Origin of the sequence: Mastigocladopsis repens PCC 10914, from assembly GCF_000315565.1 — a bacterium.
Lineage (GTDB): Bacteria > Cyanobacteriota > Cyanobacteriia > Cyanobacteriales > Nostocaceae > Mastigocladopsis > Mastigocladopsis repens.
Genome location: NZ_JH992901.1, coordinates 4,036,645 through 4,052,159, shown reverse-complemented (window position 1 = coordinate 4,052,159; position 15,515 = coordinate 4,036,645). Strand labels below are relative to the sequence as shown.

Here is a 15,515-nt window from a genome sequence, read left to right as displayed (position 1 = left end):
TCTGAGAGGCTACTTTTGCCGAAGAGGACTTCTCAAACGAGAACACGCATCAAAGGAGCCGAGGAAGCATGTTCACCCACGTCAAGTCCACCATTAGACATATTGCCCCTGACAACCTGCAGGGGCGCCATTTAATTAAGGTGGTCTATGTCGTGTTAGAGTCCCAGTACCAGAGTGCATTGTCACAAGCGGTTCGGGCGATTAACGAAAACCATCCTAATTTGGCGATTGAAATTAGTGGCTACTTGATTGAAGAACTCCGAGACCAAGAGAACTATGAGGAGTTTAAAAAGGATATCGCAAGTGCCAATATCTTTATTGCCTCGTTGATTTTTATAGAAGACTTAGCCCAAAAGTTAGTAGCAGCAGTAGCACCACACCGCGATCGCTTGGATGTTGCCGTTGTGTTCCCCTCAATGCCCGAAGTCATGCGCCTAAACAAAATGGGCACTTTCTCTTTGGCACAATTGGGGCAATCTAAGAGTGCCATAGCACAGTTCATGCGAAAGCGCAAGGAAAAATCCGGCGCAGGCTTCCAAGATGGGATGCTAAAGCTGCTGCGGACACTGCCGCAAGTGCTCAAGTACCTGCCAATGGACAAAGCACAGGACGCCCGAAATTTTATGCTCAGTTTTCAGTATTGGCTGGGGGGTTCTTCAGAGAACCTGGAAAACTTCTTGCTGATGCTAGCTGATAAGTACGTCTTAAAAGGTGTAGAGACGCGCCATGGCGCGTCTCTACAATACCAGGCACCAGTTGTCTATCCAGATATGGGGGTCTGGCATCCTCTTGCCCCCACAATGTTTGAGGATGTCAGAGAATACCTCAATTGGCACAACAGTCGTAAGGATATCCCCAATGATTTGAAAGACCCGCTAGCGCCTTGTGTTGGGTTGGTATTGCAACGCACGCACCTTGTGACGGGTGATGATGCCCACTATGTGGCAATGGTGCAAGAACTAGAATCTATGGGCGCACGGGTTATTGCAGTGTTTGCCGGGGGTTTGGACTTCTCCAAACCAGTGGAAGCATACTTCTACGAACCAACAACTAAAACATCACTGGTGGATGCAGTGGTATCCTTAACAGGCTTTGCCCTGGTAGGTGGACCAGCACGCCAAGACCATCCTAAGGCAATTGACGCGCTCAAGCGGTTGAACCGTCCTTACATGGTAGCGTTGCCCCTCGTCTTCCAAACAACCGAAGAATGGCAGGATAGCGATTTGGGGTTACACCCAATTCAAGTCGCATTGCAAATTGCGATTCCGGAATTGGATGGGGCGATTGAACCGATCATTTTATCAGGACGAGATGGAACAACAGGGAAAGCGATCGCCCTGCAAGACCGCATTGAAGCAGTGGCACAACGCGCCCTCAAATGGGCTAACTTGCGTCGCAAGCCGAAGCTGCAAAAGAAAGTTGCCATCACCGTTTTCAGCTTTCCACCGGATAAAGGTAATGTCGGAACCGCTGCATACCTGGATGTGTTCGGCTCAATTTACGAGGTGATGAAAGCACTCCAGAACAACGGGTATGAAGTGCAAGACTTGCCTGAGTCTGCTAAAGAGTTGATGGAACAAGTCATCCATGATGCCCAGGCGCAGTACAGCAGCCCTGAACTCAACATTGCCTACCGGATGTCGGTTCCTGAGTATGAAGCACTCACACCTTACTCGAACAGGTTACAAGAGAACTGGGGACCGCCCCCTGGACATCTCAACAGCGATGGGCAAAACTTGCTGATTTACGGTAAGCACTTCGGTAACGTCTTCATTGGTGTTCAGCCCACCTTTGGTTACGAAGGCGATCCCATGCGGCTTTTATTCTCGCGTTCTGCAAGTCCTCACCACGGTTTCGCAGCGTACTACACCTACTTAGAACAGCTTTGGCAAGCCGACGCCGTGCTACACTTCGGGACTCACGGTTCCTTGGAATTTATGCCAGGGAAGCAGATGGGGATGTCTGGAGAATGTTATCCAGATAACTTAATTGGCACAATTCCCAATCTCTACTACTACGCCGCAAATAACCCAAGTGAAGCGACAATTGCCAAGCGTCGTAGCTATGCGGAGACAATTTCCTATCTCACTCCTCCAGCAGAAAATGCTGGGTTGTACAAAGGTTTGAAGGAACTGGGCGAGTTGATTGGTTCTTACCAAACCTTGAAAGAGAGCGGACGCGGTATTTTGATTGTCAACACCATCATGGATAAGTGCCGCATGGTGAACCTGGATAAGGACATCGCCTTGCCAGAGCAAGATGCCAAAGATATGACCGCCCAAGAGCGCGACAATATTGTTGGCTTGGTATACCGCAAGTTGATGGAGATTGAATCGCGACTGTTGCCATGTGGATTGCACGTTATTGGGAAACCACCGACCGCTGAAGAGGCGAGCGCAACTCTGGTCAACATTTCTAACTTAGACCGTCCAGAGGAAGAAATTCAAAGTCTCCCCCGCATTATCGCTAGCAGCTTTGGGCGCAACATCGACGAGATATACCAAAACAGCGATAAAGGCCTTTTAGAAGATGTCCAACTGCTGCAAGACATCACAATGGCAACTCGCGCCGCAGTTTCCGCCCTTGTCAAAGAGCAAACCGATGCCCAAGGGAGAGTTTCCCTCGTTTCCAAGCTCAACTTCTTTAACATGGGCAAAAAAGAACCTTGGGTAGAAGCACTGCACAAAGCAGGTTATACCAAGGTAGATGTTGCAGCACTGAAACCGCTATTTGAGTATTTGGAATTCTGCTTGCAGCAAGTTTGTGCCGACAATGAACTGGGAGCATTACTCCAAGGCTTAGAAGGCGAGTACATCCTTCCTGGACCTGGTGGCGACCCCATCCGCAACCCGGATGTTTTGCCTACAGGTAAAAATATCCACGCACTTGACCCCCAATCCATCCCGACAACTGCTGCGGTGCAGTCAGCAAAAATCGTTGTAGACAGACTGCTGACGCGTCATAAGGCAGAAAACGGCGACAAGTATCCCGAAACTATCGCTTGTGTGTTATGGGGAACCGATAACATCAAAACCTACGGGGAATCCCTGGCACAAATTATGTGGATGGTGGGAGTGCGTCCGGTTCCCGATGCTCTTGGACGGGTGAACAAGTTAGAATTGATACCTCTAGAAGAGTTGGGACGCCCCCGCATTGATGTAGTTGTCAACTGTTCTGGTGTCTTCCGCGACTTGTTCATTAACCAAATGAACCTGCTGGATCAAGGGGTGAAAATGGCGGCGGAAGCCGATGAACCACCATCAATGAACTATGTTCGCAAACACGCCCTCGAACAAGCAGAGGAAATGGGGATCAACCTGCGTCAAGCAGCGACTCGCGTCTTCTCCAATGCTTCTGGTTCCTACTCGTCAAATATCAACTTGGCGGTAGAAAACAGCACTTGGGAAAGCGAAGCCGAGTTACAGGAAATGTACCTCAAACGCAAATCCTTCGCCTTCAGTGCCGATAACCCCGGTACGATGGAAGAAGAGCGGCAGATTTTTGAAACAACTCTAAAGACGGCTGAGGCTACTTTCCAAAATCTTGACTCTTCCGAGATTAGCTTGACCGACGTTTCCCACTACTTCGACTCTGATCCCACCAAGGTTGTGGCAAGTTTACGGGGTGATGGCAAAACACCAGCATCATACATCGCCGACACCACCACAGCTAACGCTCAAGTCCGCAGCTTATCAGAAACCGTGCGTTTGGATGCTCGTACCAAAATGTTAAATCCCAAGTGGTACGAGGGAATGCTGTCTCACGGTTACGAAGGCGTGCGGGAACTCTCCAAGCGATTGGTAAATACAATGGGTTGGAGTGCAACCGCTGGTGCTGTTGATAACTGGATTTATGAAGATGCTAACGAAACCTTCATCAAAGATGAAGCGATGCGTCAGCGGTTGTTGAACCTCAACCCCCATTCTTTCCGCAAGATGGTTTCTACTTTGTTGGAAGTGAATGGTCGCGGTTATTGGGAGACTAGTGAGAGCAATTTGGAATTGCTACGCGAGTTGTACCAGGAGGTTGAAGATAGGATTGAGGGAATAGAATAGTTCTTGTAGGGCACTTTGACCGATGATCCGCCCGGAAATAAATTTCCGGGCTAATAGCTTAAGTCCTATCAAGTGGACTGAAATACTTTTGTAGTCATCTATTTAGATGACTTTAGCTATCAGCCAGGGGTTTTAACCCTTGGCGTAATTGGTTTGATTGCCTAAATCCTTAATTCAAAATCCCCCTATGGCTGCCCTAACAGTTAATCTCAATCCAGTCATTGAACTGACAGATGAGCAATTTTTCCAGCTATGTCAGGCAAACCGTGATTTGAGGTTTGAACGCACTGCAACCGGAGAATTAATTATCATGCCACCCACAGGGGGAGAAACAAGTAACCGTAATGGTAGGCTAAATCAGCAGTTATTTAATTGGGCGGACGCAGATGGAACTGGTATCGCCTTTGATTCCTCTGGTGGTTTTAAGCTTCCCAATGGTGCGGATCGTTCCCCTGACGCTTCTTGGGTAAAACTGGAACGCTGGAATGCACTAACTCAAGAACAACAAACAAGATTTCTACCGCTTTGTCCTGATTTTGTGATTGAGTTACTTTCGCCAAGTGATACTTTGAAAGTTGCTCAGGAGAAGATGAGAGAATACAGAGATAATGGCGCTCGTTTGGGTTGGTTAATTAATAGAAAGTCTCGGCAAGTAGAAATTTATCAAATTGGGCAAGAAGTTGACGTGTTGGAATCTCCTGTTAGTTTGTCAGGGGAAGATGTTTTACCTGGGTTTGTGTTGAATTTAGAGGCGATTTGGTAGGTAGGAATTTTCAAAGCAGATGATAACTGCAATGACTACAAAAATCATATGTTGTTATCATTGTCTGCTAGGAGTTCAAGATGATATTTCGCTATGAAATTATTCTGCATTGGAGCGAAGAAGACCAAGCATTTATTGCCGAAGTTCCAGAATTACCTGGTTGTGCTGCTGATGGAGAAACTTATCAAGAAGCACTGCAAAATGTAAAAATTATTATGCGGGAATGGATTGAGACTGCTAAGGATCTAGGACGTTCAATTCCTGAACCAAAACAGCGTTTAATGTCACCTAATATATGAAGATGAAAAGGCTGAAGTGCGATTGCTCAGAGCATTGTGCTGCAAGCGGTGTTCGTCCCCATCTCCCCAAAGTGCGATCATCCCTGATGTTGTTTATCCTATTTGGTGCGATCGCCCAAAAGGCGATCACATTTACCAAATAAAAATACTTAAGCTCTTAAATGAGAAGTCTATTAACTCATTCCTTGATCTGTGCCGGATCAAAGACGACTTCATGTTTGCTATTGGGCTTTTGCTGACGCAATAACTTAACGTATCCTTCTGCATCAACCATACTCCGGTGGCGGCTGACGACTACTTTTTGTGAAGACGACAGTAAATGGACAACTGTCCAGGATTTGAGGCGCTCTTGATAAGCCATAATGAAATTATCTCCTTTGAGAATTGGAGGCAGAGTCAGCGCTGTCACTTTCCACGGTTAGGCGCTGGCTTCTGACTACTTTAAATGATATTCCTGCAATGTTAAATATTTTTACAAATATTTATTAGGATTTTTAGTTATTTATACTGCAACTGGTCAGCATTATATTACGTTATCAGCTTTATGTCTTTGTGGCATTGCATGAAATTATCTGCTATGTAAAATGGTCATCTGTAGTCACAACCGAAAACTCCTCACTCCTCTGGGTAGTTTATGACCATTACAAAAAGTCCCCAGCTAAAATTATTACGGTTTGCCAAAAGCTCCACCCTTTCCCAACAACTGATGTTGATTGGGTTAGCAATGACCCTGTTTTTCATTTTCCTGGCTTTTTGCGCTCCTTTATTTCAGGCTTTGGGTTGGGTGCAAAACCCCGTAGATTCCTTAAGTAACCCCATTCAAGACCCACCCTCACTCCAACATTGGTTTGGCACCAGTCGCGAAGGCTATGATGTATTTTCGCGCACGCTATTTGGTGCTCAAGTCGCCTTGCAAGTGGTTTTATTGGCGACAGCGCTGAGTATGTTTGTTGGTGTGCCTTTGGGCATGCTGAGTGGCTACGTAGGGGGTAGATTAGATAAAGCCCTGCTGTTTATCATGGATAGTATCTACACCTTACCAGGGTTGCTGCTTTCGATAACGCTGGCATTTATGGTGGGACGTGGAATATTAAACGCGGCTCTTGCCATCAGCATTGCCTACATTCCGCAATATTACCGTGTTGTCCGCAATCACACTGTGAGTGTTAAAACCGAAGTGTTCATCGAAGCAGCACAAGCAATGGGTGCTAACACTTGGCAGATTCTTTCTCGATACCTGTTTTTCAATGTCATTCAAAGCGTACCCGTACTTTTTACCCTCAACGCCGCCGATGCGATTTTGATTCTAGGTGGTTTGGGCTTTTTGGGGTTAGGACTTCCAATAGAAACCCCAGAATGGGGACGCGATTTACAACAAGCCTTGCAAGCACTACCCGTTGGTGTTTGGTGGACTGCCCTTTTCCCAGGATTAGCTATGACAATAATGGTTGTGGGGCTGTCGCTACTCGGCGAGGGGTTAAACGATTTTATCAATCCCCGTTTACGGAAAGACATCCGGAAATAGTCAAGAGTTATTTGTTATTAGATAGTGGTTAATGGATAGTGGTTGGTAGTTAATGGTTCTTGGTTCATAGAACAACCAACAACTACCAACTAACAACTAACAACTACCAACCAGCAAAGCATACCTGATTTCGTTTGCTACTCTAATAGCTGTTGTACTTCTCAGTGAGAAATTTGTGTGAAAGATAACATTTCTTTAATTGCTGCCGCTGCTGGTGGCTTCATGCTTTCTGTCGCCTTGACTGGTATCTTAAGAGGTTCCCCAGTAGCTTCTTTGCAGGATCAGCCCAGTTTTCATCCCGTGGCTGTCGCTGCTTTACGACCTGCTCCAAATGACTCTGAAAATGTAGAATTTTTTGGTAGCGAAACTGGTAATCAATGAAGTAACAGATTTGGCGACCCATAGCCTATGGCATAACAGATGTAACGGATAAGCGATCTGTATGAGTCGAAGACAAATGATCCGTTACATCTGGTGAACCTATCTGTTGTGATTTTGCGTCTGCTTTTTGTGAGGGGTTTGAAAGTGGTGAATTCTCAAGTCATTGGCATTGACTTAGGTGGAACAGCAATTAAGCTGGGGCGTTTTGCCACAGATGGCACTTGTTTACAGTCGTTAACTGTGGCGACACCGCAACCAGCAACACCAGAGGCGGTTGTGGCTCAAATGGTGGATGCGATCGCCCAAGTTGACCCAGAGCAAAATTCCATTGCCATTGGTGTTGGCACTCCCGGACCTGCGGATGCACAAGGACGCATTGCCAAAGTCGCCATTAACCTAGCGGGATGGCACGACGTCCCCTTAGCCGACGCTTTGGAAGCAAAAACAAGCAAACCTACGATTATTGCTAACGATGCCAATTGTGCAGGGTTAGGAGAAGCTTGGCTGGGAGCAGGTCGCCGCTTTCAAAATCTCATTCTGCTAACTTTGGGAACTGGAGTGGGTGGCGCAATTATCCTAGATGGCAAATTGTTTGTTGGTCATCTAGGCGCAGCGGGTGAACTGGGATTAATTACTCTCAACCCAGATGGTCCAAGGTGTAATAGTGGCAATCAAGGCTCTTTGGAGCAGTATCTGTCAGTCACGGCAATTCGTCGCCGCACGGGAAAAGAACCAGCAGAACTAGGCGCTTTGGCAAAAGCCGGAGATGCTCAAGCATTGACTTTTTGGCAAGAATATGGTAATGAATTGGGCATTGGATTGACAAGTTTGATTTATGTGCTAACGCCAGAAGCAGTTGTCATTGGTGGCGGTGTAAGCGCGAGTGCCGAGTTTTTTATCCCATCTGCCAAAGCAGAAATTGAGCAAAGAGTACTGCCTACTTCACGTTTTGGTTTACAAATATTACCAGCAGAATTGGGTAACTTTGCGGGGATAGCAGGCGCCGCAAAGTTAGCTTTTTCAAAAGCCGGGGGTTAGGCGTATGGTTTAAATGAACGTGATTCTGAATTACATTAAGTCCTTAACGTCTTAAAGCGCATTGGTCAATTCATAGTTTGTTAACTCCTAATTCTTGACTTCTAACATATACCCGGTTGTCTTCTGAACGTATTCCAAAACTTTTTGATAAGACTCTGGATTACTGACGGGATTGATAATGATAGGAATAGTGCTATCTGGCAACCAAAATGTTATCCTGCCGTTGTTTGGTTCATGACGAAAGGAACTAATACTATCGAGGTTAATTATATATTCGTTCCTTTCGTAAAGAATTTTCACCCAATAGGATTTCTCAAGTCCCAACCCCATGATTTGTTCTAGATAATCCAAAATCTTTTGATAGTCTTCTAAGTTACTTTGAGGATTAATTACTATCGGGATTGCACAATCTGGTAGCCAAAAAGTAACCCTGCCGTTTCGTTCATGACAAAAAGCTGTAACACGCTCAAAATTGATTAGATATTCATTTCTCTCATAGTGAATTTTCACCCAGTACGCCACAATATCCCCTCAATTCCCAAGTTTCACAGGAGCAATTTTGAGCGATACACCCTGAAATGATTTTGGAGTGTTAGTGCTGAGTAGTTGGTTGTTATTATGTGAAAATTTTTCTATTAACAACTAACAACTAACAACTAACAACCAACTACTCAGAAATTTTTAAGACACCTGTGCAGGTGTTTGTGTGTGAGAGGAGGGGTTAGAATGGGCGATTGGGCTTTGTTCAGCGCCGCTTGCAGCAATCGCAGCTTGGATAAAACCCTTAAATAAAGGATGGGGTGTGCTGGGACTTGATTGAAATTCTGGATGAAATTGGCAAGAAATAAAGAAGGGGTGATTGGGAAATTCAATCATTTCCACTAGGCGTCCATCAGGAGAAGTGCCACTAATGACATAACCAGAGTCTACAAATAGATTGCGGTAGGCGTTGTTGAACTCATAGCGATGTCGATGGCGTTCGTAAATCACTTCTTCTTGATAGAGTTTGAAAGCCAAAGAATTGGGAAGCAGGCGACAAGGATATAAACCTAAACGCATTGTACCGCCCAAATCAATGATATCCTGCTGTTCTGGTAACAGGTTAATGACTGGATTTGCGGTATGGGGGTCAAATTCCGCGCTATTAGCGTCTGTTAATCCGGCTATGTCCCTTGCCCATTCAATAACTGAACATTGCATTCCCAGGCACAAACCTAAGAATGGGATTTCGCAATTGCGAGCGTATTTAATTGCAGCAATTTTACCATCTACTCCCCGGACACCAAAACCTCCTGGAACGACAATACCATCCACACCTTCAAGATAGGTTTCGACTCCTTCGGTTTCCAATTTTTCTGAGTTCACCCAACGCAGGTGAAGTTCGCTACTCATAGCAATGGCTGCATGGCGTAGTGCTTCAACGACTGAAAGATAGGCATCACTCAGCCGCACGTATTTCCCTACAATTGCAATTTCTACCCGATGCTTAGGACTGTACAATTTTTCTACCAACGTTTGCCACTGTACCAAATCAGGTTGACGTTGTTCCATGTTCAGCAACTCTAGTGTTTGCTGTGCCAGTCCTTCGCGTTCCAAAATCAGCGGGACTTCATAGATACTCTTGGCGTCTTGCGCTGGAATAACGCATTCTGCGGGGACATCACAAAATTCCGATAATTTTTGTTTGATTCCTGCTGCTAATGGGCGATCGCACCGACAAATGAGAATATCCGGTTGAATTCCAATGGATCTGAGTTCTTTGACTGAGTGCTGGGTTGGCTTGGTTTTCATCTCGCCTGCTGAGGCAATCCACGGTACCAGCGTTACGTGCATATACAATACATTTTGCCGCCCCACATCCTTACGAAATTGGCGAATTGCTTCCAAAAACGGCAGTGATTCAATATCTCCTACTGTACCGCCTATTTCCGTAATCACTACGTCTGGAGTGGTATCTTTAGCTACTCTAGTAATCCGCTCTTTAATTTCGTTTGTAATATGAGGAATCACCTGTACCGTGCCGCCATTATAATCACCACGCCGCTCTTTATTAATGACAGCTTGGTAAATTGATCCAGTCGTCACGCTGTTCAACCGCGACATGGAAGTATCAGTAAAACGTTCGTAATGTCCCAAGTCCAAATCTGTCTCAGCACCGTCTTGGGTCACGAATACCTCGCCATGCTGAAAGGGACTCATTGTGCCTGGATCGACATTAATATAGGGGTCGAGTTTGAGAATTGACACCGAATATTCTCTGGACTTGAGCAATCGCCCCAGACTTGCTGCTACAATTCCCTTACCGATACTAGAAACGACACCACCAGTAACAAATACAAACTTAGTCATAGTATTTTTAATCTCTTGCAACAATCAATAGGTTACAGGGAATAGGGAACAGGTGACACGCAATAGGTTATGGGTTAAGTGTAAGAAATTACGAGTTACAGGCTAGTTGAATTTCCCCTGTACCCTATCCCCTATTCCCTTGTACTCTGTTCCCTGTTTTCCTTTTGAAAATTATTCTTCTATTTTGACGTGAGACCACTTTTAGGATTAATATTATTAGGCTTTATAGTCACCCCCCCCGTAGCTTTGGCTCAAGAGCAATCCCTCAAGGTTGTTTATCCTCCATCAAACCATCAGACAACAGCAAAGAAAATCTTCTTTATTGGCACAGCAGCATCAAGCGGACAGGTTCTGATCAATGGTAAGCCAGTAGTCCGCAGCAAGGCTGGTCATTTTGCCCCAAGTTTCCCCTTGCATCTGGGAGAAAATCTCTTTACTGTCCGCTACCAAAATCAAGAAATCCAAATTAAGGTGACAAGAGCTTCCACCCAGCCGGAAGTTCCAAAAGGGTTAGCCTTTGCCAAAGATTCTCTCACACCAGCAGCGGACATTGCCAAACTTCCTGGGGAACTGATTTGTTTTAGCGCGATCACAGCACCCAATGCGACTGTTTCTGTGAAGCTGGGAAATCAGACTGTTTCCCTTTTGCCCCAACCACAACAGGCGCAACTCCCAGCCAATTCTGCCGCCTTAACAGCGCAAAATCAACCCTCTGCCCAGTCTAGCGCAGGCAAGTACGAGGGTTGTATGACAGTGGAAACATCGGGAGATTTGGGACAACCCCAGTTTCAACTCACGCTAGATGACAAAACGATGACTCAAGCAGGTTCTGGCAAAATTCAAATCCTGTCACCTGCACAGTTGGAAGTTGTAGAGGTGACAGCAGATTCTGGCGTTGCTCGCACTGGTCCTAGTACAGATTATTCTAGACTCACGCCTCTACCTAAAGGTACACGCGCAGCAGTCACAGGACGCCAAGGTGAGTGGTTGCGTTTGGACTATGGCGCTTGGATGAATAGTAAGGAAACACGCATTTTACCAGGAGCAATCCCTCCACGTACCATTATCCGCAGTGTTGGATCTCGTAAACTCCCTGGTGTAACCGAGATGGTTTTTCCGTTGCAAGTTCCCATTCCTGTAAGTGTGCAGCAAGGCGATAGTACTTTTACTCTCACTCTTCATAACACCACTGCCCAAACAGACATTATTCGCTTAGATGATAACCCTCTGATTTCTCGCCTGGATTGGCAACAATTACCTCCCACTGTCGGAGGAGGACAGGGAGGAGTACAATACACCTTCAACCTTAAAAAGGCTCAACAGTGGGGGTATAAGCTGAGATACGACGGAACTAGTCTGGTTCTGGCTTTACGTCACTCTCCCTTCATCTCTTCTGCAAGCGGGCGGGAAACAAGGGGGTTGTTCAAAAGACAAAAGTCATTATCTGGTATCAAGATTTTACTCGACCCAGGACATGGCGGTAAAGAATCTGGTGCATCGGGACCAACAGGCTATCTGGAAAAAGATGTCAATCTCGTGGTATCCAAGTTAGTGCGCGATGAGTTGGTGAAGCGAGGAGCGACGGTGGTCATGACACGGGAGAATGATACAGAAGTGTCGCTGGCTGATCGCATGGCAAAAATTGATAAAGAAGAACCAGCGATCGCCATTTCCATACATTACAATTCCCTACCCGATGAAGGTGATGCTGAAAATACCAAAGGAATGGCAGCTTTTTGGTATCATCCCCAAGCTCACAGCTTTGCAATCTTTATGCAGAATTATATAGTTAGCAAGTTAGGAAGACCATCCTACGGTGTATTTTGGGATAACTTAGCACTAACACGTCCCGCGAGTGCGCCATCAGTATTGCTGGAGTTGGGTTTTATGAGCAACCCGAATGAGTTTGAGTGGGTGACAAATTCTCATGAACAGAAGAAGTTGGCAAGAGTCATAGCCGACGGAATTGTTGAGTGGTTCCGTAGCGATCGGTGATTTAGGTGATGGCAGAGTTAATATCCTCTGGCGCAACTATGGCACTGGTGAAAATAGTCTGTGCCAGATGAACGGTGTCACCTTGGAACAGGCTATCTTACTCGGCTCCGTTGGGGATCTCAATTGGGAAATCAGCTTTCTGTCTTACTTTCCGGTAGGAACACAGGTTGGATAGGTCTGAAAGGCAACACATCACGAGAAGTATAGTTCTCGTCAAGTGTCTTTTTCAACTCTCAATAAAATCTCAACTAACCCGGGGTTTAGGTCTCGGGTTATGTGTTTTCAATATGGTTCAGATGTATGCATAAGGTGCGGCGATTTGTCAAAGGGGAAGCCCAGATTAAAGAGGGCTATTTCGTGCTACTGTGCATTGTCGCACCTAAAAAATAGCGCTTTTAAAAACAGAGTTTTGTCAGTTTATCAGGGTTTTTAACTAAAACTTTACATTCTCTTTAATAAGAATTCCTTATTTCTACATATTTACTTCACAGTAACTCTTTGAAATCACGGAGAAGAAAGTTATATTAAATTCTATCAAAAAAAAACTACTTATAACTTTTAATAACTCAGTTTCGTAAAACATTGAATGATTTTCAGGAGGATACGTTTCTGATTTAAAACCTTTTGTTACCTTACTACTGAATCAGCAATAATTTGCACCTGTGTTCTGCACTACCAAGTACAATGTTGCAGAATGAAAGTACAGAATTGGTTAATAAAGTTATGCAATTTTATCGCGATGCATCTACTAAACTCAGGAAAAACTGTCTCGTTTTGATAGTGGTATGAGACAGATTAATTTACTAAATGTGACCATTAATAACATCACAATGGTCGAGTTGTTAGAAAAGCTACGCGGGGGCGGTATTGTATTTACCCCTAACGTAGATCACCTGATGAAATTACAGAGAAATCAAGAGTTTTATTCTGTTTACCAAGAGGCAGACTACAGAGTTTGCGATAGCAAAGTCTTGATGTATGTGTCTAGTTTTTTGGGGACACCCATAGAGGAGAAAATTTCCGGTTCGGATTTGTTTCCGGCTTTTTACACTTATTACCAACATGATAAAAACATCAAAATCTTTTTGCTAGGGGCTGAAGCAGGAGTAGTGAAGAAAGTTCAGCGCAAGATTAATTCAAAGGTTGGTCGGAATATGATCGTTGCAGCCCACTCACCCTCCTTTGGCTTTGAAAAGAACGAGGAGGAGTGTCAAAAAATTGTTGAGAGCATTAACTCTTCAGGGGCTACAGTTTTAGCAATTGGTGTCGGTGCTCCTAAGCAGGAAATGTGGATTTCTAAATATAGAAAGCAATTAAATAATGTCAAGATATTTTTGGCTATTGGAGCAACGCTTAACTTTGAGGCAGGGAATATCAAGCGCTCTCCAAAATGGATGAGTGAAGTTGGTCTTGAGTGGCTCTACAGGCTTTTGAGAGAACCTAAGCGACTCTGGAAGAGGTATCTGTTGGATGCCGCCCCGTTCTTTTGGTTAATTTTCAAACAACGCTTTCAGCTTTACAAGAATCCTTGGTCAACAGTTAAGCAACATGGGGCTAGTAACCCCCAATTTTTTCTGAAGAGTATTAGGAAAATGTAGGAATAATTCTCAGTTACTGTAACGATGTCATAGGTCATTAAATCAAGGTATTCATATCCCATTTTCATGGGAGGCTCCAACTACGGATTCATCTACGACTAAGTAACTTGTATGGAGACTAAAGGCAATTCCGAAGAGATAGATGTCCAAAAATACTGGCTAGTTCTCAAACGTCGGTGGCTGGTGGCATCAGGAGTATTTGCAGGGTGTGCAGGGTTAGCCGCGCTAAGTTTGTTCGTAGAACGACCTGCCTACGAGGCAAGTGGAAAGCTTCTTTTCCAATTAAATAAAACCTCATCTCTTACGGGAGTTGGAGAACAAATAGGGCATCTTGAATCGATAAAGCGTGAAGCTAATCCTCTAGACACACAAGCTTTACTTGTAAAGTATCTGTCATTATTCCGGTTTACAAAGTTGAGAAGTATATAGCGGCTACGATACAATCAGTTCTGGCTCAAACTTATACAAATTTTGAACTTCTGCTAATTGATGATGGTTCGCCTGATAAAAGTATAGAAATTTGTCAGCAATTTACAGACCCCAGAATTAGAATTATTCGTCAGGAGAATCGGGGAGTTGCTGCTGCTCGGAACACTGGTATCCGCCATGCTCAAGGAGAATATTTGGCTTTTTTAGATGCAGATGACTTATGGTTGCCAGAAAAGCTAGCAAAACACGTTGAGCATCTAGATAACTCCCCATCAGTAGGAGTTAGCTTTTGTCGCTCTGCTTTTATTGATCAGGAGGGTAAGCCCCTAGGTATATATCAGATTAGTAAGCTCAAAGGAATTTCTCTGCTGGATTTACTTTGTCGCACTCCAATTGGCAACGGCTCAGTACCAGTGATTCGGCAAGAGGTTTTTGAAGATATTAAATTCCAAGACAATCTTTATGGTGTTGTAGAAAACTTTTATTTTGATGATGATAGACAATTGCACCCTTCAGAAGATGTTGAATGTTGGTTACGCATTGCCATTAAAACCAAATGGAAAATTGAGGGTGTTTCTGAACCTTTGACTCTTTATCGCGTAAATTCGCAGGGATATTCAGCCCAACTGGTTAAAAAGTTAAATTCATGGGAAAGGATGCTAGAAAAAGCCTGTTCCTACTCTCCAACGGTGATGGCTCAGTCGGAAAACATAGCTATGGCTTACCAATTGCGACATTTAGCCAGAAGGGCGGTAACTTTGCGCTCAGGTTCAACATCTGTGCAACTCATGCACCAAGCGTTATCTATTCACTGGCGTATCCTGCTGGAGGAACCACGTCGTACACTTATGACCTTAGCTGCTACGTATTTGCTCTGGCTCCTACCACAGTCGCTTTACCGCCAAATTGAGGCTCTGGCTTTAAAAGTCACAGGAGCTAATCAAAAACGCCGCATTCTTCAACAAGAATCCGTGCTTCAATCCTGAAGGTCTTGTGTGAGTCATTCAAAATTAAACCTCTTGCATGCAGTCAATGTTTATCAAAAAAAACCACAGATTACACTTTAAAAGAGTTAAAACAAAG

General features: G+C 44.7%; 15 protein-coding genes. 12 read left to right on the top strand and 3 right to left on the bottom strand.

Translation table 11 applies throughout. From position 1 onward, the window contains the following. The first annotated feature begins 68 nt into the window (after positions 1-68). The 4 genes from MAS10914_RS0120120 to MAS10914_RS34440 all read left to right on the top strand — a co-directional run bounded on the left by MAS10914_RS0120120 (position 69) and on the right by MAS10914_RS34440 (position 5,260). Positions 69-4,055, top strand: a complete 3,987-nt coding sequence (locus MAS10914_RS0120120) for a magnesium chelatase subunit H (protein WP_017317746.1) — start codon at positions 69-71, stop codon at positions 4,053-4,055. A 187-nt stretch (positions 4,056-4,242) separates the two neighbouring features. Continuing rightward, positions 4,243-4,818, top strand: coding sequence for a Uma2 family endonuclease (locus MAS10914_RS0120115; RefSeq protein ID WP_017317745.1), 576 nt, complete (start codon positions 4,243-4,245; stop codon positions 4,816-4,818). Between the two features lie 80 nt (positions 4,819-4,898). Continuing rightward, positions 4,899-5,117 (top strand): type II toxin-antitoxin system HicB family antitoxin, encoded by a 219-nt coding sequence (locus tag MAS10914_RS0120110; RefSeq protein ID WP_017317744.1) that lies wholly within the window; start codon positions 4,899-4,901, stop codon positions 5,115-5,117. A gap of 2 nt (positions 5,118-5,119) precedes the next feature. Next, entirely contained in the window at positions 5,120-5,260 is a 141-nt protein-coding gene (locus MAS10914_RS34440) for a hypothetical protein (protein ID WP_156818200.1), read from the top strand. A gap of 35 nt (positions 5,261-5,295) precedes the next feature. Here the strand turns inward: MAS10914_RS34440 and MAS10914_RS0120105 are convergent, their stop codons facing one another. After that, positions 5,296-5,478: a hypothetical protein gene (locus tag MAS10914_RS0120105; RefSeq protein ID WP_026082689.1), complete on the bottom strand. Its 183-nt coding sequence runs from the start codon at positions 5,476-5,478 to the stop codon at positions 5,296-5,298. A 273-nt stretch (positions 5,479-5,751) separates the two neighbouring features. Here MAS10914_RS0120105 and MAS10914_RS0120100 point away from each other — a divergent pair, with 273 nt between their 5' ends. From MAS10914_RS0120100 to MAS10914_RS0120090, 3 genes are all read left to right on the top strand, one after another. Then, a complete protein-coding gene (locus tag MAS10914_RS0120100; RefSeq protein ID WP_017317742.1) occupies positions 5,752-6,642 on the top strand; it encodes an ABC transporter permease in 891 nt (296 codons plus the stop codon). 177 nt (positions 6,643-6,819) lie between these two features. Then, the gene (locus MAS10914_RS0120095; RefSeq protein WP_017317741.1) at positions 6,820-7,023 is read left to right on the top strand and encodes a hypothetical protein; all 204 of its coding nucleotides are present in this window, start codon (positions 6,820-6,822) and stop codon (positions 7,021-7,023) included. A 144-nt stretch (positions 7,024-7,167) separates the two neighbouring features. Beyond that, positions 7,168-8,061, top strand: coding sequence for an ROK family protein (locus tag MAS10914_RS0120090; RefSeq protein WP_026082688.1), 894 nt, complete (start codon positions 7,168-7,170; stop codon positions 8,059-8,061). An 87-nt stretch (positions 8,062-8,148) separates the two neighbouring features. Here the strand turns inward: MAS10914_RS0120090 and MAS10914_RS0120085 are convergent, their stop codons facing one another. Further along, positions 8,149-8,583 (bottom strand): hypothetical protein, encoded by a 435-nt coding sequence (locus MAS10914_RS0120085; protein ID WP_017317739.1) that lies wholly within the window; start codon positions 8,581-8,583, stop codon positions 8,149-8,151. A gap of 159 nt (positions 8,584-8,742) precedes the next feature. Next, positions 8,743-10,410, bottom strand: coding sequence for a CTP synthase (locus MAS10914_RS0120080; RefSeq protein WP_017317738.1), 1,668 nt, complete (start codon positions 10,408-10,410; stop codon positions 8,743-8,745). Between the two features lie 189 nt (positions 10,411-10,599). Here MAS10914_RS0120080 and MAS10914_RS0120075 point away from each other — a divergent pair, with 189 nt between their 5' ends. From MAS10914_RS0120075 to MAS10914_RS0120060, 5 genes are all read left to right on the top strand, one after another. Further along, entirely contained in the window at positions 10,600-12,405 is a 1,806-nt protein-coding gene (locus tag MAS10914_RS0120075; RefSeq protein WP_017317737.1) for an N-acetylmuramoyl-L-alanine amidase, read from the top strand. Further along, the gene (locus MAS10914_RS34435) at positions 12,380-12,580 is read left to right on the top strand and encodes a hypothetical protein (protein ID WP_156818199.1); all 201 of its coding nucleotides are present in this window, start codon (positions 12,380-12,382) and stop codon (positions 12,578-12,580) included. The genes MAS10914_RS0120075 and MAS10914_RS34435 overlap by 26 nt, the downstream gene beginning before the upstream one ends. A 610-nt stretch (positions 12,581-13,190) precedes the next feature. Beyond that, entirely contained in the window at positions 13,191-14,003 is an 813-nt protein-coding gene (locus MAS10914_RS0120070) for a WecB/TagA/CpsF family glycosyltransferase (protein WP_017317736.1), read from the top strand. Between the two features lie 111 nt (positions 14,004-14,114). Beyond that, the gene (locus MAS10914_RS0120065; RefSeq protein WP_017317735.1) at positions 14,115-14,432 is read left to right on the top strand and encodes a Wzz/FepE/Etk N-terminal domain-containing protein; all 318 of its coding nucleotides are present in this window, start codon (positions 14,115-14,117) and stop codon (positions 14,430-14,432) included. Then, positions 14,399-15,418: a glycosyltransferase family 2 protein gene (locus MAS10914_RS0120060; RefSeq protein ID WP_026082687.1), complete on the top strand. Its 1,020-nt coding sequence runs from the start codon at positions 14,399-14,401 to the stop codon at positions 15,416-15,418. The genes MAS10914_RS0120065 and MAS10914_RS0120060 overlap by 34 nt, the downstream gene beginning before the upstream one ends. Positions 15,419-15,515: the final 97 nt, after the last annotated feature.